Origin of the sequence: uncultured Peptoniphilus sp. (genome assembly GCF_946998875.1) — a bacterium.
Taxonomy (GTDB): Bacteria; Bacillota; Clostridia; order Tissierellales; family Peptoniphilaceae; genus Peptoniphilus_A.
Window position 1 is genome coordinate 1 of record NZ_CAMQAY010000023.1, and the last position, 20,160, is coordinate 20,160.

General features: G+C 36.5%; 9 protein-coding genes. 2 read left to right on the forward strand and 7 right to left on the reverse strand.

Annotated features, from left to right (window positions below):
- From Q0U74_RS06335 to Q0U74_RS06350, 4 genes are all read right to left on the reverse strand, one after another.
- The coding region (locus Q0U74_RS06335) for an InlB B-repeat-containing protein (RefSeq protein ID WP_297393397.1) at positions 1-3,880 on the reverse strand (3,880 nt) is incomplete at its 3' end.
- Between the two features lie 11 nt (positions 3,881-3,891).
- On the reverse strand, positions 3,892-11,088 hold the full coding sequence (locus tag Q0U74_RS06340; RefSeq protein ID WP_297393399.1) for an InlB B-repeat-containing protein: 7,197 nt from the start codon (positions 11,086-11,088) through the stop codon (positions 3,892-3,894).
- Positions 11,089-11,308: 220 nt separating this feature from the next.
- On the reverse strand, positions 11,309-12,631 hold the full coding sequence (mgtE, locus tag Q0U74_RS06345; RefSeq protein ID WP_297393401.1) for a magnesium transporter: 1,323 nt from the start codon (positions 12,629-12,631) through the stop codon (positions 11,309-11,311).
- A 227-nt stretch (positions 12,632-12,858) separates the two neighbouring features.
- Positions 12,859-13,416, reverse strand: coding sequence for a helix-turn-helix domain-containing protein (locus Q0U74_RS06350; protein ID WP_297393403.1), 558 nt, complete (start codon positions 13,414-13,416; stop codon positions 12,859-12,861).
- 246 nt (positions 13,417-13,662) lie between these two features.
- Between Q0U74_RS06350 and Q0U74_RS06355 the strand changes: the two genes are divergently transcribed.
- A complete protein-coding gene (locus Q0U74_RS06355; RefSeq protein WP_297393405.1) occupies positions 13,663-14,559 on the forward strand; it encodes an alpha/beta hydrolase in 897 nt (298 codons plus the stop codon).
- 224 nt (positions 14,560-14,783) lie between these two features.
- Here Q0U74_RS06355 and Q0U74_RS06360 read toward each other — a convergent pair whose 3' ends face one another.
- The 3 genes from Q0U74_RS06360 to msrB all read right to left on the reverse strand — a co-directional run bounded on the left by Q0U74_RS06360 (position 14,784) and on the right by msrB (position 18,265).
- The gene (locus Q0U74_RS06360; protein ID WP_297393407.1) at positions 14,784-16,187 is read right to left on the reverse strand and encodes a sodium:alanine symporter family protein; all 1,404 of its coding nucleotides are present in this window, start codon (positions 16,185-16,187) and stop codon (positions 14,784-14,786) included.
- A gap of 11 nt (positions 16,188-16,198) precedes the next feature.
- Positions 16,199-17,131 (reverse strand): glutaminase A, encoded by a 933-nt coding sequence (gene glsA, locus Q0U74_RS06365; RefSeq protein WP_297393409.1) that lies wholly within the window; start codon positions 17,129-17,131, stop codon positions 16,199-16,201.
- Positions 17,132-17,326: 195 nt separating this feature from the next.
- Positions 17,327-18,265 (reverse strand): peptide-methionine (R)-S-oxide reductase MsrB, encoded by a 939-nt coding sequence (gene msrB / locus Q0U74_RS06370; RefSeq protein ID WP_297393411.1) that lies wholly within the window; start codon positions 18,263-18,265, stop codon positions 17,327-17,329.
- A gap of 240 nt (positions 18,266-18,505) precedes the next feature.
- Here msrB and Q0U74_RS06375 point away from each other — a divergent pair.
- Positions 18,506-20,160, forward strand: a 1,655-nt coding sequence (locus Q0U74_RS06375) for a C69 family dipeptidase (protein ID WP_297393412.1), incomplete at its 3' end; no start/stop codon positions are given.

Below are 20,160 nucleotides of genomic sequence, written 5' to 3' on the forward strand. Positions count from 1 at the left end.
TTATTGTGTTTTTATCTGTAAATGTTTGTGTTAATTCTTTGTCCCACTTGTTGAATTCATATCCAACATTTGGCTTAACATCTGGAGCAGGTACTGTAACTTCTTTATTTGGTTTTACATAGTAAACAGTCTTACCACTTAATTCACCATTGGCACCCTTATCAAATGTTACAGTTAAATAACCTGCTGGTTTATCTGAACCATCTGGATTTTCTTGAGGGATTACATCGCCTTTTTCATTATACTTAGCTTTAATTACATCTTTATCTTTGTATTGAATAGCTTTATTTATTGAAGTATCCCAATCAGCAAAGTCATATCCAGTGTTTGGAGTAACTTCTGGTGCGTAAGATGTTAATACTACTGCTTTGTTAGGATTTACATAAACAACTTTTGTTGTTTCTGTTGAATTTTTTATCTTACCATTTGTTTCTGTTGAGAATGTTACTTCAATATAACCATCTGGTTTTTCATTTTCTCCACCTGTTGGCTTATCTTTTGGAATTACATCATCAATTGAATCATATTGTGCAATAACTGTAATATCACTTAATATTTGTTTAGTGTCAGCAAAATTCCAGGATTTGAACTTATATCCTGTTTCAGCTTTTACTTCCGGTTTTACTATTGATGTGTCGCCCAATGTTTTCGCCGGGTCTGCCTTTGGATTTACATAGTAGACAGTTTGTCCTGTTATTTCTTTTCCTTGGTCGCCCTTGTCAAAAGTAACAGTTACATAGCCTGCTGGTTTGGCATTTGGTGTTCCATCATCCTTCTTGCCTGGGATAATGTCATCTAGCTTTGTAAAACTGCCCTTCACTGTTGTATCTTTATCATACTTCTTTGCTGTTGCAGTATCTTGATCCCATTTTTCAAATTCATAGCCTGTGTTGGCTTTTGTTGCAGGAGGTTGGATTTTTACATCTCTGTTAGGATCTACATAGTATGTTGTCACTTGACCTTCTACAAATGTAGCTGGGTCTTTTCCTTCAACTTGGTCAATAATAAAATTAACTTCTACATAACCTTCAGGTTTATTAGTATTTTCATCTATTTTTGGAATCACTGCATTAATCGGGTTAAATTGCGCTGTGATTGTTGTTACTGCGTCTTTATAAACTGTTGGGATAGTAGCATCCTTATCCCAAGCGCCGAATTCAAAACCTGTATTTCCCTTTGCCAGTTCTGTTGGAGGTACAAGTTTTACGTACTTTTCAGGATTTACAAAGAAGATTTTATCACTAATTTCAGTTTCGCCATCTTTAAGCTTACCATTTTCTCCTGCTACAAACTTAACAGTTACATATCCATCTGGCTTTTCTGTTTCATCTTGCTTTGTCTTTGGAATTACATCTTTAAGTTCTTCTGCTTTTGCAGTTACAGTAATGTCTGTAGTTACAATTTCAAGGTCATCTTTTTTATCCCACTTATCAAACTTATAACCAGTTTCTTCTTTGTATGCTGGCTTTTTAAGTTCTGTATTTCCAAGTGTGATACCTGCGTTTTTCTTAACATAATATGCTTTTTGTTCAGTTAATTTTAAGCCTGGGTCTGCTGCAAAGGTAACTCTTACATAACCTTCTGGTCTTACAACTTTAGGGTCATCTAAATTCGTTGGATCAAAAGGAATTATATTATCTGATTCAGTATAAGTCGCAGTGATTGTTGTCGCTTCAGTAAACTTCTTAGCAGTTGATGGAGTATAAACATCACCTTCTGCATTTACACCAATCTTCCATTCCTTAAATGTGAAGTATTGTTTACCTACTGGATTGTCTACTGGAATAGTAACTTCTTTTTCAGGATTAACCCAGAATATTTTAGCACCTTCCATAGTACCATTGTCTGTTGGCACGAAAGTAACTTTTACAAAATTATCTGGTACTCCTTCAGGTTTTGTGTCCCCTTCTTGTGGAATTACATCTTTTGAATACTGAGCCTTTATTGTTGTTTCATTTTCAAATTTATGTCTTGGTTTATCTTTAAGTTTGTATTCAGTATCTGTACCGTCAATTAACCATTTAGTAAATGTGTTGCCATCTACTCCTACTGGATACTTGCCAGGTATAACAACTTTAGCAGCCGGATTTACATAGTAGAAATACTTTTGTGGATCTTGAGCCTTTGTTGTTGGGTCTACTGTAACTTTTACATAGTCATTTGGAACATAGTTTGGCTTTCCTTCTTCAGTCTTTGCTTCGTAGATGTTTTTAATAACCTTGATAGGTATATCTACTTCTTTACTTGTACCATTCTTAAGATTTACCTTTGCTTTCAAAGTAACATTACGAGAAACTTCTGTAGCATCGTCTTCTTTTAATTTTTCATATAATTTTTCTTTTAAATCTGCATCTGCAATTGGATTCCCACTATCATCCAATATTTGAAGTGTATCATCATTTGCTAATGCTTGTGGAACTCCATTTCCATCTTTAATCTTAACTTGTCCCTTTAAAGTTTCAAGCGTAGGAATAAAGTCATTGACATAGCCTGTTCCATCTTTAAAAGATTCATGAACAGTCAATTCTTCTGCTGTGATGTCGTTGTTGTCCCAAATTGCATAGAAAGTCTTTGCTTCTTTGATATTTTTTATAGCTTCTTTAAATTCTTCTTCGGTAAGTGGTTTTCCCTTTGCTTCAGTTGCCCAACCTTTAAAAGTTTCTCTGTCCTTTGTAGGGTTTTCAGCTTTGTCAGTTAAAGTGCCATCATATTCAACTTCTTTTACAATTTTAGTTTCAGTATCAGGTGTAGTAAAGTTTTTAAACTTACCACCATTAGCATCAAAGGTGACATGGATGACTTCTGTCATAGTAAGCTTTCCGCCATTAATGACATCATATTCTACTTTATATTTATAAGTTTTGCCTTTATAAGAAATCCTACTATTATCTCTATCAATTGTATAAGTGTCAGTAGCATCCGGATCAGGGTCTGCCACACCAACCGTTGGTGTTTTATCAAGTTCTGATGCTAGATACTCACTATATTCTCCCGGGTTTTGAGGATCAAGTTTGTCGTTTCTTATAATAGTCTTGTCAGTATCGTTACTTGGAAATTTAAAAATACCATAATCTTCCGGGGCTGCTTCATATCCTGTTAAATAAGAGCCTTCAACTGTTGGTCTCTCGGCTTCAAGTACTCCCGTATTCCACTTTGAAGTAAATTTCGTTGAAGCAATTTGTTGAAGAGTTAGGTCAAGATTGATGTATCCAACTATCTCTCCTGTATCAGGATCTGGTTTGCCAAATGCATATCCTCCACCGGTTCCAAAAAATCTAGCTGTCAATAGTTTAACATGGTCTGATACATCTTCATCAAGAAGCACCTCATATCTATAAGGCTTGAGGTCTGTTGAATATAATGGAAGCTTAGTTGGCTTACCTTCGCTATCAGACCAAGTATAGGTTCCATCTTTATCAACCTTTAAGAAAAACTTTACTCCTGTTCTTGTTGAAGTTTTATCGTCCATTTGTTCAAAAATAATCTGTGCCTTATTAAGATTTCCATCTGAGTCTTTGCCAAAAACACCTTCCCAGTCAAATTTACCTCCGTCAAGACCCTTTGTTTTGAAAATCGCATTTACATTTGCAAATATAAGTGGTTTTTGATTATCATCTGGATCTTGATTTGGGAAGTAGGGGGCACTAAATAATTGAGCTCCCATTTCCATTTTACGTCCTTGTAACTCTTGTCTTTTTCGTCTATTTGCTTCTTGTGCAATTTTTGCATCAATTTGTGGGTAGGATTTAATATCAATAGTCCCTACCTTGACTAGATTATTTTGTTCAGGAGTATTCTCCTTTGCAAAGCCTGCAACTGGCATAATGGTTTCAAAAACCATTATAATTGCCAGTGCAAGTGTAATTATTCTTTTTTTCAAGGTATCACTCCTTATCTAATTGTGTATTCCCTTTTGTCAGATTGTAAGTTGCCAGTTGTTGCATAAACACTAATTTTATCATTAGCTTGTAATTTTACGCCTTGTTTACTTAAGTCAAAGCAAGTTATTTCTTCTTCGACAATTTTTCTTCTTACTTTAGTTCTTTTTGTCATTTTACCAGAAGTAAATTCATATTCTTGTCCGCCTCTAGTTAAAACAAGGTGTCCTGTAGCTCCATCTGTTAAGTTGGTAATTTTTACAAAGCTTACTCCTGCACTTGGTATTTGAATTATAATATCAGGTGCTCCAATCTCATCGGAATTTATTTCAGTGTCTTGTTCAAATTTTCTGGTAACTTTCTTAGTTTCTTCGTCTACGCCCCATCCTTTAAAGTCATAATTTTCATCAGTTTTTACAACTAATGGTGGAGTGATTTCGACTTCTTTATCTTTTGTTACATAGAATTTTGTATATCCAAGCATATAGGCTTTGTCTGTCGGTACTTTAAATTCTACTAATACCATGCCTTCTGGTTTATCATCTTGTAGCTTGTTGTCAGGTGTTAATGTCGGATCTACTGGTATTACATCTGCTATAGGTTCGTATTGTGCTGTGAAGATTTTTTCTGTTTCTCCTGTTGCAAGTGTCAAGTTAAGTTCCTTGTCCCAACCAAATTTAGGTTTCTCGCCTGCTTGGTCTTGTTTTACTTTATAGTATTTAGCAGGAGAAATACCTGGAACTATCATACCTTTGTCTTGTGCCTCTTCAAAATTTAAACCTTTGGCAACTTTATAGGTTACTGGACTTGTTTGTTCTTGGTCAGCAAGTTTTAATTTACCATGTTGACCTTCATTGAAAGTTACTTTGATGAATTTTTCTGTATCAATAGTGTCATTTTCGCTAATTTCTTGAACTGCATCTGTCCATTGTGCATATAAAACTATATCTTTGTCGATAGGTTTATTTTCAAAATCAAAGTAAGTTGTATCGGTTTCTTTTTCTTTCCAACCTAAGAATACAAACTTATCTTTTGTTGGATCAGCAGGTTTTGTTGCTGTCTTTCCGTGTTCAACTTCTTGAGTTGCTGGAGCTTCTGAACCACCATCTGTGTCAAATTTCACCTTGTGCTTATCAGTTTTCCACTGAGCTGTTGCTGTTCTTGCTTTTTTAAGTGTTACTTGGTCGCCTGGTTGGTAGATTTTTTCATCTTCGCCATCAAGTTTCCAGCCTTTAAATGTAGCATTTTCTTTTGTCAAACCATCTGGTCTTGCAAGTCTTATGCTTGTTCCATGGTCTACTGTAACTACTGCTGGTGGTGTTCCTGTGCCTTCGCCTGCTTCATAAGTTAAGGTAATTTTCCCTAAAGTGAAGTTTGCTACGTGTTCACGATCACCCTTGATAGGATTGATATAGTCAATTTTTTCAACCCAGCCTGCGAATCCGTAATTGTCACTTGCCTTTGCTTCGGGAATAATCAACTCATTCGTAGCACCTTGTATTGCCTTGTCTTTGTCTACCAGTTTGATATTTGCTTCGGGGTTAACGTAATAAATTTTGTTGCCTCCGACAACTTCGCCATTTTCTCCAGCGATAAACTTGACGGTAACGTAGCCTTCAGGCTTCTTCACGCTGTCATCAGTTTTTTCTACTATATCTTTTGACTTAACAAAGTTAAATTCGTAAGTTTTTTCAGCTATAATCTTTTCAGCTTTTATTTCTGGTGACCATGTTCCACCATTGGAAGTGTATCCAATGCTTGGTTTTTTTGTAACAGCTTCTGCCTGACTTGTCATATTGACTTCAACTTCTGGTGATACATAGTAAACTAAATCGCCGGATACTGTTCCGCCTTCGCCTGCCTTGAAGATTACTTTTACATAATTATCCATAGCTTCTTCTGGCTTAGTTCCATCTGGATTAGATTTAACTATAGGTTCGTGTACTTTAACTGGAATTTCTAAAGGCTTGTCATTTGTTCCAACACTTGAGCCATCATCATATTCAACGATAACTTTTACCTTGCTTTCTCCTGGTTTAGTAACATCTGGTTCTGTAACTATTTTTACTTCCTTAATAGTTTTTCCTTCAGGTGGAGTAATCATCTTAGTAATTTCTTCTACTGTCGGTGTCTTTCCTTGTGGTGTGTGAACCGTATATGTTGTCGGAACTTGGTCCTTTATCTTTTCAGGTGTTACAGTATATTTTGCTACTATTGTTGTTTCAGTTGTGAATTGTCCAAGTATTTTATCTTCCCAAGTTTTTGCCTTGTCTTCTGTTTCCCACTTAGAGAAATTCATTGTGTAACCAACTGCCCCAACTTTTGCAGGGTCTGCAGCTACAGTTTTTCCTGTTGGATTTGTTACATCTATAGAAACTTCCTTAGTAGGGTTAACCCAGAATGTTTTTTCGAAAGCTGTGTCATCTGTAGCCTTATCTGTTGTCTTAACTATGACTTTTACATAAGTTCCTGGTACATCTGGCTTCTTGCTTGGATCTGTTTGTTCTACTACATCTCCAGCGCCTACCGGCTGAATGATTGTAGCTGTCGTAAATTTATGACGCTTTCCAAAGTCAAATTTGCCATTTGCCTGACCGTCATCATTTTGACCAGCTTGATCTGCAGTCCAATTGACAAATGTTGAAGATCCATCTGGTTTAACTTCTGGAATTTCTACCCAAGCATTTTTATTTACCCAGTAAACCTTGTTGTCCTTGGAGTTCATGTCTCCAGTTGGTGCAACAGTTACTTTTACATATTCACCAGTTACATCTTTCAATCCACCATCTTTTGCTTCTTTTCCTTCAGCTTGTGATAAGAATAGTGGTTTTTCTGTTCCTGTAAGTGCTTCATAAACATTTTTGTAAACTGTAATAGGTATAATAAGCTCTTGTGGCTCTTTGCCGTCTTTGAAAGTAACCTTAGCCTTAATATTTACTGTGCGAACAAGCTCATCCTTGTCGGCTTTATTTTTTTCGTTGACTAAATCATAAACTTGGTCGTATGTTGTTAATTCAGTGCCTTTTTCATCGTATAATTTAATTTCTGTTCCTGCAGGAAGATCTTTTACTTGGTCTTTTTCTTTCCAAACAAGTTGTTTCTTTAAGTCCTCAATTTTTGGAGCAAAGTCATTTGTCCACTTACCATTAGGATCTTTAAAGGCTTCTGTTTTTACTAGGCCAGATGCGCTTAATCCTGACCATTCAAACTTCGCAGTAAATACATAGAAGTCTTTTGTATCATTATCAACTATTGTGTTTTTGTTTAATAATGGTTTTTCATCCCATTTTATAAATTTCTTTCCAGTTTCTGGTGTGATATAGTACTTGCCTTCTTCTTTTTCCTTGCCTTCCTCTAGCTCTTTTGGAACTGGAAGTAGGTCTGACTTAAGACCTTGTATTACATCGTAGTATAATTCTGTCTTTGAATTTCCATCTTTGTCGGTAAATGCTCCACCCTTGTCTGCCTTGAAAGTTACTCTTACATAACCTTCTGGTGGTTCTTTATCTCCTGGAACTTCAATTACTCTTACATCCTTATAATAGAAGGTAATTTCATCTTTGCCTGTGCCATTGATGCCTAGGAATGCATTTGTTTTTTCATTTACATCGAAGAATAATTGTTGCTGTGGTGCACTTACAAGCTTCCAACCTGGGATAGGTCTATAGTTTCTTGCATCAAAGTGTCGGTTACCATTTGAAACAGCTTCTTGTCCAATGATTGCACCTTCTGCTTCATTTGTCTTTCCTTTAAATCTTTCATCTATATAGTTGACCTTGTAGTCACGAGTTCTAAATGGTCTGTAGAAGAAGTGGAAGACATTGTTTTTTACATCAGGATTGTCTTCTACTTTATTGGTTGCTGGATTTAATTTCTTTGCCGGTTCTACCTTAAAAGTTTGGAAGAAGGTGTTATCTGCCTTTACTCTGCCATTATATTCTTTGTATAGTGCCTTTAAATCATCCGGTAGTTTTTCTTCAAGCTCCTCATGAGTTGCCAAAATATATTTATCGTCTTGCTGGTCTCCAGTTGTAGCAACAAGATAGTTTGCACGCTTATTAGCTAAAGTTTGTTCAAGTGGCTCTTTTGTTTCTTTACTCAAATCCAAGCTTAAGAAGTGGTGTACTACTTTTACATCGACTCTATTGTTTGGAACCCAAATTGCCTTTAGGTAGATTGGAGATACGACATCATTGCCAAAGGAATATAGTTCTGGAACATTATAGGTGTCTCTATAGGAAGTATCTATTTGGTCTGTATAGTCGCCTGATGTAGGATCTTTCTTGTAGCGAATTACTTCCCAGCCCATAAAGTCGTAGCCCTTCCTTGTCGGCTTAAATTTCGGCTCTACAAGTTTTTGTCTTTGGATAACTGTAAAGACTTGCTTGTCGCCTTCATTCTTTTCTTTTTGCGCAAAAGTTTTGGTCTCTTCTTGACCTTTGTCCCCTACTTGGATGGTCTTGCGTTTTTGAGTTACTTTTGCTTCGTCAATTGAGCTTAAATTTCCACCGTTCGGGTCGAATGTTACCTTCCATTGATAATCAGGTTCGCCCCACTTAGCGTAAAGGTTCACTGGGTGAGAAGGCATCTTTTCGCCCGGGTTCTCCCAGATAAGCTTCGTGCCGGCAGGGTCTAATGCCCAGCCCTTAAAGACCATTTGGTCTGAAAGGTTGTCCGGACGCTTAACTTTTAACTTGTTATTGTCATTTTGATCATTAAATACAAGATCAGTAAGGCCTAATTCTTTTAACTTTTCTGGATTATCCAATAGGTTGGCAGGATTTTCTTTTTTATATTCTTCGTTGCCTTCTAAATCAGGGCTTAGAGCCTTTAGTGGAAATTCGTAGAAAGTATTTAATGAATTAGTTGGTCCAAACTCACTGTCGCCCTTAATCGTTGACGGGTCGTAGTTAAACCTTAGTGGATACTTGTTACGCTTGTATTTAAATCTAATGTAGCCGTTTGTATTGTAGGCCGGAACTATAGGATTACCTTCTCCATCAGTCAATGGATCGCCCCAGTCATCGGCATTATTAAAGAAGGTGGAAATATATTGCATCTTACCTATAGGGAGTGCATTTCCAAAAATTGTATATGTCTTAGTAGGAAATGGGGTTACTTCTGCACGCTCGGCGTTTAATGCATCTAATCCATCACCGTCAACACGACCGTTTTCTTGGTCCTCCTCTTTGATTTCTGGCCATGGGCCTCCTGGTGTATATTCATAAGGGGTAAAGCCTTGGACCTTGGAGAACTTATGACCATAAGAATCAGAATTGGTATCTGCCTTAAACCTATATAGGTCGTAGCGAATAATTGTTTCGCCCGGCTTAAAGCCGTCCATCCAAAAGTCCATGTGGTGTGGCATAGAGTCTACGTTCTGTTTTATGCCGAAGGAAAGAGTTTTAAAATCTAATGTATCTAAGTCTATGGTTGTTCCATCACCATTATCTATATGTTTAGTATAGCCGCCTCGTCTGGTGTAATCTCCCGTTTTCACGCCCATGTCCAAGAATTCATCGGCATTTAATCGATAAGGAGGCGTGTCCAAGTGAGTTGGCCAATCTGGCGTAGCATAGTTTGGTCCCCAGCCATAGGATTGCATGCCTTTGCTAAAGCCCTTGGTTTGCATGGCGTCGTTTGGCCAGCCTAACATTAGCTGGTTAAACCTTGCCTTGTAATGGTAAGGATTACCGGGACCGCCCTTCTTCACTACCTCGCCTGTAGCTTCATCATATCCCCAAATTTCAGGGTAGAAGGTATTTTCCTTAGGTTGAGCATTAGACTTCGTGAAGTATAGGTCGTAGACTTGTCTGTCATAGTAGATATTGTAGACAGTCTTGCCTGTTGCATCCACAGACTTAACTAGATTTACATTTGCAGGGTCTTTGTTTTGCTCATGAGTTAGAGCTTGATTGTAAACATAGAACTTGTTTAGATAAAGATCTTTGCCACGATTAAATTTATCGCCTTTCCATATCTTGGCTAGACGAAATTGGTCTAGGTCCGGAAAGACGATGTCTTTTACAGACACGTTATCTAAGTCCGGTCTCGAACCTGTATCTTGGTCTTTATATACACGAGTACCTATATAGTCGTACTTATCTGCTAGAGAAGCACCATCGGCGTGGTCTGCCTTTTCTGCCCAGAATTGGACAGCGTAGCCTGCCTTTTCCTTGTCCTTCCAAACAGCTGTGAAAGTAACTTTACTTGCCGGCATTTTTATATCTGCAGCTAGGTTTAAAATAGCCTTGCCATTAGTATCTTTAATGATTTCATCTGCCCTATATTTGCTTCCATTTATAGATTCTAAATCTACAGATGGCTTCCAGCCTTGGAACTCGCCGCCTACTTTTGTAGGAATATCTGCATCTGCAATTTTAGGCATTTCTTGTCCATAATAAAGTGTACGAGTTGGAAGAGCTGTGCCGCCTTGTGTGTCAAAAACTACATCGTAGTGGGCACGGTTGTAGCGGTATTCTAAGATGAAGTCCTCAGAGTTTTCTGGAACTTGCATCATAATTGATTTTCTTTCAGGAACAAATCCTTTTACTCTCGGATCATTTTTGTCCAATGGACTGACTTCCATAGTAGACCCAGTGTTGCCACTTTGAGTTGTAAAAAGTGCAGTTTCATCTCCAACGGTTCCATCCGGATTGGTGTACTTGGTAAAGTCTTCTAGGTCTTGGAAGACATGTTTGATTTTAATGCTATTGCTTCTAGCCGTGTATTTAAAATCTTGCCTGTCAGAATATCTTAATCCGTTAGTAGCATCGCCTGTTTCGTTTTTATTATTTGCAGCATTTTTAACAGTGTCGTAGTCGATTTTAAAACTCTCTTGTCCTTCTGGCTTTTCATAACCTGCAAGCTCAGGTAATTTTATAGTCTGATTGACCTTTTTTTGTTCATCTGCCGTAGCTCCTGCACCTACACTGGCAATATAGGGTTGGTAGTCAATATAATACTTTTCCCCTCTTTGTACCTTATAGTCAGTACGCAAAGTGTAGATAGCCGGCTGATCTGGATTTTTAATAAATTCCTCAGCATTGTCTGTTTTTGCTGGCTTAACAGGTGTAAGTGTATTAACAAATTTTTCCTTGTCATCGGCTAATTTTTCATAATTCACCGTAGCAAAGGCCTGTAGTGGCACTGACAAAAGCATAAGTAATGCCAGTATAAATGTCGTGGTTCTCTTTAGGTAATTTCCCATTTTTTCACTCCTTAAATTTAAATATTAATAGTTTATTTTCTTTATAATATATTCTTTTCCTATTATATAATATTTTTCCTCATTTTAACACTCTTTTATGGCCTTTATTTTAATTAATTTGCCTTTTTTCCTAAATTTTTGTAAATCCAATTATTATAAAAAAAGAGAAAGAAATTCTTCCTTCTCAATTTTCTTTTAATTTTTCATTTTTGTATTAATTTTACACTCCAATTAGGACTGTTGCCACTTCAAAATATACAAATAATACAAGGGTATCTACTATTGTTGTGATAAGTGGACCAGCCATAATTGTTGGGTCAATTTTTAGTTTTTCTGCTATTAGTGGAAGTATTCCGCCTATCATCTTTGACAAAACTATTGTCGTAAGTAGAGTTACAGATACTGTAAGTGTCACTCCAAGGTCAACTGTGTCAAGGATGGACATTCTAACTATATTTACTACTACAAGTATTGCCCCAACTATAAGTCCAATGCGAAGTTCCTTAAACATTACTCCAAAAAATTCTTTGAAGTCAACTTCTCCTGTGTAAATCCCACGAATTATTGTGGTAGATGATTGTGTTCCTGCGTTTCCACCTGAGTCCATTAGCATTGGAATGTAGGCTGCAAGAGCTACGCTTGATGCCAAAAGTGTTTCGTATCTTTTTATTATAAAGCTAGTAAAAGTTGCCGTAACAAGACAAATTATTAGCCACATTGTCCTATCCTTTGCAAGTCTAAAGACTGACTTGTCCCAATAGTGTTCTGGTGAAGATTCGCTAATACCATGGATATTGGCAAGGTCTTCTTCGTATTCTTCGTGCATTACGTCGATTGCCCATTCTACTGGCACAATACCAACTAGTCTACCCTCAGAATCTGTTACAGGTATTTCTGATAGGTCGTACTTGAATGCTAGCTTAGCTACAACTTCTTGGTCATCTGTGGCATAGACGCTGGAGTTTATTGGGTGCATAAATTCTTCAATGTTTTTATTTCTGTTACGAAGAAGGTCGGCTAGGTTCACATAGCCTATGAGTACTAGAGACTCATTTGTGACCCAAACTTGTTCCAGTCTATCTGCGTCAAGTTCTGAGTGAATTATTTTTTCCAGTGCCTCAGTTGGAGTTGCCGTCTTCTTTACAAAGATAAAGCCAACAGACATAATTGAACCAACGGACTCTTGTGGATAACCCAAAAGTTGATTTATGACTGGCCTTCTATCTTCTTCGATGAAGTGATTCATGAGCTTTCTAACCATGTTGGCTGGCAGCTCTTGCAAGGTATCTACAAGTTCATCTTCTTCCAAGTCCTTCATAAGGGACATGATTTTTTCTTGGGAAAGAGAACCCATTATTTCAATTTTTTTATCCCTTGGCAAAAGTGAAAAGGCATCTGCCAAGAGGTCCTTGTTCAAAAGTTTTATCCAAATGGCAACTTCTTCCTTTGAAAGGTCTTCTAGTTTTTCTGCGATGTCAACAGGGTCCATCCTGTTGATTAATTCTTGTGTCTTTAGTAATTCTTCTCTATTGTAATTTTTCATAAAGCCTCCTTAATTTTTGGCATAAAAAAAGCCGCTGTCTAGGCGGTAAAGAGGCATACTTAAATAGACTTAGCTATTACTAAATCTTTAAATCTTCCTTTATCGCATAGACTAATACATTTTTCCAGGGTCGACTGGTATCCATGTAAACACCTCCATATACACTTATTTTATCACAAGGGCTCCTTTAAATCTATTTCAATATAAAAAAATCCACTCTTGGTAGATTAACTTTTATTTTTTATGATGTAGTAAAAAACTATTAGAGGTGCAAAAATATATACAATAGGTAGGACAACCTTTGAAAACAAATTGTATTCAAGTCCATCTAATTTGTCGCCCAAGTCCTTATAAGCTTGAGGAAAGGCTATAACTGCCACTATCATGTAAATCGTAAGGATGAGATAGGGCATTTCCTTTGGGTTTAAGTCTAAAAGCCTATCCATTATTCCATAATAATAGGCTGCAAAAAAGAAAAGTCCAATGCCGCAAAGGCAGGCGTAAATAAAAATATCCCACACTCCCTTGGCGACTAGATTTTTCTTGTCTAGGTCTTTAGTCTCATTAATTTTTTTATCATCTATAGTTTTTTCGCCTTCGCCAATAAAATATGTCATGTCAACGCCAAAAATATCAGAAAGTTCCCTTAAATTTGTCATAGTTGGAGAGGCTTTGTCATTTTCCCACTTTGAAATTGCCTGTCTCGTTACAAAAAGTTTATTCGCCAAGTCCTCTTGAGATAAATTCAATTCTTTTCTTTTAGCTTTAATTTTTTCTCCATACATAAATCCCACTCGCCTTAATTTTTTATCTTAATTTTCTAATATTTTCTTATAAACTTTTTATCAAAGATTTATAAAAAATTATTTCCTATAAAAAGGATAGCAAAAAAGTAAAATCATAACAAGCAAATGGGCCGCAACTTTTGGTTGCAACTTGATTTTTCACTGATTTTTAAAAATTTTACTGCAAATATAAATAAAAGTGCCTCTAGTAAAGTGATAAAATCACCTTAAATGGGAGGGGTTGTCATGAGCATTTCTTATAAAGTTTTAGAGGGTCTGGTAAAGGCAAGTGGTATTAAAAAAATTTTTCTCTTGCCCAAGGACAAAATTTTAAATTATGCCAGAAAGCAAAATCAAAAGCCAAGCTTCGAGCTTAAGGACGAAGATGATATTTATTATGAAGATAGGACTTTTTTGTCCCAAAGATTAATTGTAATACACTCAAAAAATAAAAAGCCTGGGGCAATTTTATACCTCTTTGGCGGTGGCTTCATAACAAATCCTGACAAGAGGGACTTAAGCCTTGCCAAGAAAATTTGCCGCGATACTGGCAAAGATCTTTGGTTTTATTTTTATCCCCTTTGCATTGACAAGACCATAGTAGAAACTTATTCTGCAACAGTCGGGGTTTACGAAGATATGGTAAAGACCTATGGGGAAGAACCTATTTCTCTTCTAGGCTTTTCATCTGGAGCATCACTTGCTCTTGGTATTTGTCTTTACATAAATGCAAATAAGTTAAATTTAAAGATGCCAAGAGAGATTATCGCATCTTCTCCTGGTTCTTGTCTATCTGATGACCTTAACATGGATAGGCTAAGGGAATTAAACAAGAAGGATATAATAGTAGACTGCAAGTACTTTGAAACTGGAAGGGAAATTATGACCAAGGGTCAAGATGTTCCTGACTATATGCTCTTTCCCTATAAGGGAGACTTCAGTAACTTTCCTATGACCTATTTTTATTTCGGATCTCACGAGGTTATTTATGCCTTCGCTCCACTCTATGTGAAAGCCCTAAAAAATTATGGCGTTAAGTATAAAATAATTGTGGGAGAGGGACTTTGCCACTGCTATCCACTTTTATCAATCTTCAAAGAAGGAAGAGAAGCACAAGAGGAGATAGTAAAAATTTTAAAATAAAAACAAAAGGCTCAAATCGAGAAGCTCTTAGATTTTTTAGACCGTCAACAAATTTTCCTTTGTCTTTAAAAATTTACCAAGCTTTAAAGTTTTCCATAGTTCTTAGAAATTTTTATTCTTAATAATTCCTCCTTCTAATTAAAATTTTGCAAAAAATTGGACCTAAGTTATAAACCTAGGTCCAATCTTTTTTTACCAAATTTTTCAAAATTATTATTGAAATATTATTTCCAGTAATCTAGTTTTGAAGTGTCGATGCCAACTGCTTCTGCCTTAAATATTGGGTTCTTGCCTTCGGCTCTTTGTTTCTTGTAGTCGTCAAGAGCTTTAAGGGCAATGCTGCCAAGATAAAGTATTGATGGAATGTTAATTAAGCACATAACGCCCATTAGAAAGTCTGCAACATCCCATGCAAGTGACATTTCCATTCCAGCTCCTACAAAGATTAGGATTGTTGCTATTATTCTGTAGCAAAGCATAAATGTCTTTGAAGGTGTCTTTTTGTTTAGGTATGTCAAACAAGAGTCTACATAGTATAGGTTACCAAGTAGTGTTGTGAAGGCAAATAATGCAAGAGAAACTGTGATAAATAGGTTTCCATAGTGTCCAAATACTGTTGAAAGTGATGCTTGTACGAAAGGTGCTCCTGCTAATTCTTCTGTTGGTGCAATGCCTGATGCTAGTGACATAAAGGCAGTTGCTGAACAAATAACGATTGTGTCTAGGAATACAGAAATCATTTGTACTAGACCTTGTTTTACAGGGTGAGATACTGATGCTGATGCTGCTGCGTTTGGAGCAGAACCCATACCAGCTTCGTTAGAGTAAAGTCCTCTCTTAATACCTTGTACTAAAGCTGAACCTGCAACTCCACCAAAGATTGCCTTGAAGTTAAAAGCATCTTCAAAGATCATTCCAAACATTGCTGGAACGTTTTTAATGTTTATAACTATCATTATAAGTGCCATGATTACGAACATTAAGCCCATGATTGGAACTAATAAAGATGTATATTTTATTATTCTCTTGCCACCGCCAAGGATACAATATCCTGCGATTAGGGCAAGTACAGCACCTATCATCCAAGAAGTTTTTCCTGGTACATAGAAGTCATATACTCTAAAGGAATCTTGAAGGTTAAAAGATGCAAGCATGTTAAAGCCTACTGCATAAGTTGCAATAAGTGCTACTGCAAATAGAACTCCAAGTCCTCTTGAGCCAATGGCATTTTCGATGTAGTAAGAAGGTCCACCATAGGATATTCCGTCAGATCCTCTTTTTTTATAAATTTGTGCAAGTGTTGATTCGATAAAGGCTGATGCGCCACCAATAAGTGCTATAATCCACATCCAGAACACTGCTCCTGGTCCACCAAGACAAATTGCATTGGCAACACCAACGATGTTACCAGTACCTACTCTTGATGCAGTTGATACCATAAGTGCTTGGAAGGATGATACGTCGTCTTTTCCTTCTGGTTTTTCAGTGATAACTTTAAAAGCTTCGCCTAGTAATCCAAATTGTATAAATTTTGTTCTAATTGTGAAATAAAATCCACAGGCAAGTAATACGATAATAAGTATTGGATAGTATAAAACGCCATTAACGGCTGATAATAATTCTCTCATTTTCCACCTCTCTAATAAATTGATAAGTCTAATTCTTGTGATAAGTATTCTAACATTCTAACTCCAGAATAAGAGTTGCCATGCTTGTCAAGTCTTGGAGCATATACTGCAAGTCCTGTTTTATTTTTTGATGCAGTAACTATTCCGCCACCAACACCTGATTTAGCAGGTATGCCCACTCTAATTGCAAAATCTCCTGAGTAGTCATAGGTTCCACAAGTTGCCATTAGGGACCTTAAAACTCTTGCTTCTCTTGGAGTTATAATCTCCTTGCCTTCTAAGTCAATACCGTCATTGGATATAACATAGGACATGTGAGCCAAGTTTTCTGTGTTGACAAGAATGGAACAAGCTTTAAAATATGTATCTAAGACTTCTTCTACCTTTGTATCACTTGGCAAAAGTCCCTTAGCTAACATCAAATAAATTAGGGTCCTATTTGTGAAAGAAGATTCTTTTTCTGACTGAGCAATTTCTCTGCTGTAGTCAACTTTTTCTCCTAGAAACTCACTTGTCTTTTCAAGAATAACATCAAAAGTTTTTTCTCTGTAAACATTATATAAAATAGCTACTATAATAATTGCTCCAGCATTAATAAAAGGATTAACTGGTATTCTCTTTTCAGAAAGTTCTAGTTCAATGACACTGTTAAAAGGTTTTGCAGATGGTCTAACGCCAACATATTTTTTTAGTTCAGCAACTGTGTAATTTTTCATTGCAAGGGAATATAAAATTACCTTTACAATGGATTGAATTGAGTACCTGACTTTTGAGTCGCCAACGCTTTTTAAATTTCCATCTTCAATTACTGATATGGCAACCTTATTGGCCTCAACCTTTGCAAGTTCAGGGATATAATCTGCAACAGCTCCCTCGTGTAAGTATTTTCTACCTAAGTTGAGAGCTTCTTCTAAAATTTCATCTGTGTAAATTATTTTTCTCACCTCCTTATAATTATTTGGAATTGTTTTCCTCTAATAATTAGATTACCATATCAAAAAGCCTTTTTCAATGTAAAATTTGAGCTTACTAATATGCTAAAATGTAGGAGATGATCTTCATTTTTTTATAAAATTTTTAAAAATAGAGAATTTTATAAAAAAAGGACCTATTGTAACAATAGGCCCCAAAAAATTTTTTCACTTAACAAAAATTTTGTAGTCAGAATATCCTTTCTCATCCATTTCTTCATAGGGAATAAATTCCAGAGCTGCACCATTTATGCAGTACCTAAGTCCACCTCTATCACTTGGTCCGTCACCGAAGACATGACCTAGATGTGAATCTGAAGAAATTGACTTCACTTCAGTTCTCACCATGCCAAAGGAAGTGTCTACATTTTCATCTAAATAATTTGACACAATTGGTCTAGAAAAAGATGGCCAACCGCAGCCAGATTCAAATTTGTCACTTGATGCAAAAAGTGGCTTCTTAGAAAGTTTATCTACATAGATTCCCCTTCTGTACTCGTCATTTAACTTGCTGGTGAAGGGCCTTTCAGTGCCTGCTTTTGCCATTACATTGTAGGAAAGGTCATCCAGGTAGTCTTTCTTGTCCTCAAGAAATTTTCTGTCATCATCAATTATTGGGTCTTCTGCCCTACTTAAATTCACATGGCAATAGCCGCCTGGGTTCTTGTCTAGGTAGTCTTGATGGTAGTCCTCTGCCTTTACAAAATTTTTGAGGGGAGAAATTTCCACTGCAAGTCTTCCAATTTTTTCTTCTTCATATTTTATAAAGTCTCTAACTATTTCTTCAGACTTAGTATCTCCTTTTTCCCAATAAATTCCAGTGCGGTACTGCCTTCCCATGTCGTTACCCTGCCTATTTATGGACTTTGGATTTATAATCCTAAAATAGTGGAGGAGGATTTCTGTGAGAGAAATTCTTGAAAAATCGTAATAAATTTTCACTGTCTCTGCGTGGTCAGTCCTTGCCACAATTTCATAAGATGTTTCGTCGCTGTCGCCATTGGCATAACCTACGAGAGTTTTTGCAATTCCCTTTAATTTTTTAAAATAAGCTTCCGTGCCCCAAAAGCATCCGCCAGCTAAATATATAACTTTAATATTTTTCATATAATCACCTATTTACTTATACCCAAAGAAGACTTTATCTTTCAAAAGCTAGATTCTTCTTCAGAAGTAAAATAGTGCAAACCTTTTTCTTCACTATAGCGACGAATAATTGTCTAGGAATAAAAACATTGACTTAATGGCAATGAGGTGTTAATTTATATTTAGTCTTTCTCTTAAAAATTGTATTTATTTATTAGGAAAACAATTTTATTAAGAGAATATTTTTAATAGGAGGCTATTATGAAAAATAGTAAGAAAAAATTATTAGTGGCAGGTCTTGCCTCTACCCTAGTTCTTTCCATGGCAATTCCAACTTTTGCCTGCACAGGAATTATTGTAGGAAAGGACCTTACAGCTGACGGATCCTTTATCTTTGGTAGAACTGAAGACTATCAAAGAAATAGAACTATGAGACTTGTAACTCACCCTCGTGGAGAATTTAAAAAGGGTAGCAAGCTTGTGGACGTAAACAATGGATTTACTTACATACACCCAGAAGACTCTCTAAAGTTCTTCTCAACTCCAGACTCTTCTGCTAAGCCAAAGGAAATGGAGCAAGGTGTTTATGATGCAGCTGGCTACAACGAAGCTGGCGTTGGCATTTTCTGTACAGTTTCTGCTGACCCATCAGAAGAAATTGAAAAGGCAGACCCATTTGTTAAAAATGGCGTAAACGAAGCTAGCATGACTACATTTTTACTTGCACACGCAAAGTCTGCTAAAGGAGCAATTGAACTTTTAGCCGACACAATTGACAAACAAGGCGCTTCCATGGGCGACATCGTAGCCTTTGGAGACCAAAATGAAGTTTGGTACATGGAAATTTATTCTGGTCACCAATATGTTGCTATAAAATATCCTGCCGATAAATTTAGTATTTTCCCTAACGATTATTGGCTAGGTGGCGTTGACCTTAAGGACAAGGAAAATGTAATTGCATCTAAAGACATTGTTGAAGTTGCAAAGAAGGCAAAGACTTATAAGGAAACAAAGGACGGCTTAATGGACATGGCTGGCTCTTATGGTCCAAAGGAAATTTCTGACACAAGTCGTTCAAGAGTTTGGTCTGGTATTCACGACTTAGACCCTAATTCAAAAGTTCCTTACGATGCAAAGAGATTTGATTTATTAAATGACCTTTCTAAGGATTCAGAAAAAATTACAATTGAACATGCTTTAAATGTATTTAGAAATAGATTTGAAGGAACAGAATATATTCCATCAGATAACAAGGCTGAAAGAAAAGCAAATCCTAAGACTCACAAGAGACCAATTGGCTCAATTAACACTATGCAAGCTCACATCTTCCAAATCAAAGAGGGCTATCCAAAGGATGCACCTGGTCTTATGTGGATGACTCTAGGAAGCCCACTAAATATTCCTTGGATTCCAATTTTCCCTGACATCAACGATTCTACAGTTGAAGCTAAAAATAACGCTCCAACTTATGATGCAAACTCTTATTACTGGGTTGGCTCATCTGTAAATGATTTAGTATCAGGAAATAGGGAAGAACTTGGCCAAGCTACTAGAAAGAAAGTTACTGATTTCGAAGAAAAAGTTATGAAAGAACTTCCAGAAGTTGAAAAAGAATGGATTGCCCTTTATTCAAAAGATAAGGCTAAGGCAGCAGAATTTTCTACTGCAAAGACAATGGAATGGGAAAAAGAAGTCTTTGACTTTGAAAAGGGACTTCAAGGCGAACTTTCTAAAGTTTCAAAGACTGACTTAATCGACCACTGGGCAAGAAAACCAATTATCGAAGCTATGAACAAAAAATTAATGGTTGGCACATCTGACCTTAAATTCTCTCCAAATGACAAGATCACTCGCGGAGAATTTGTAACAATTTTGGGAAGACTAGGAAATGTTGACACTAAAAAATTTGCTGAAGT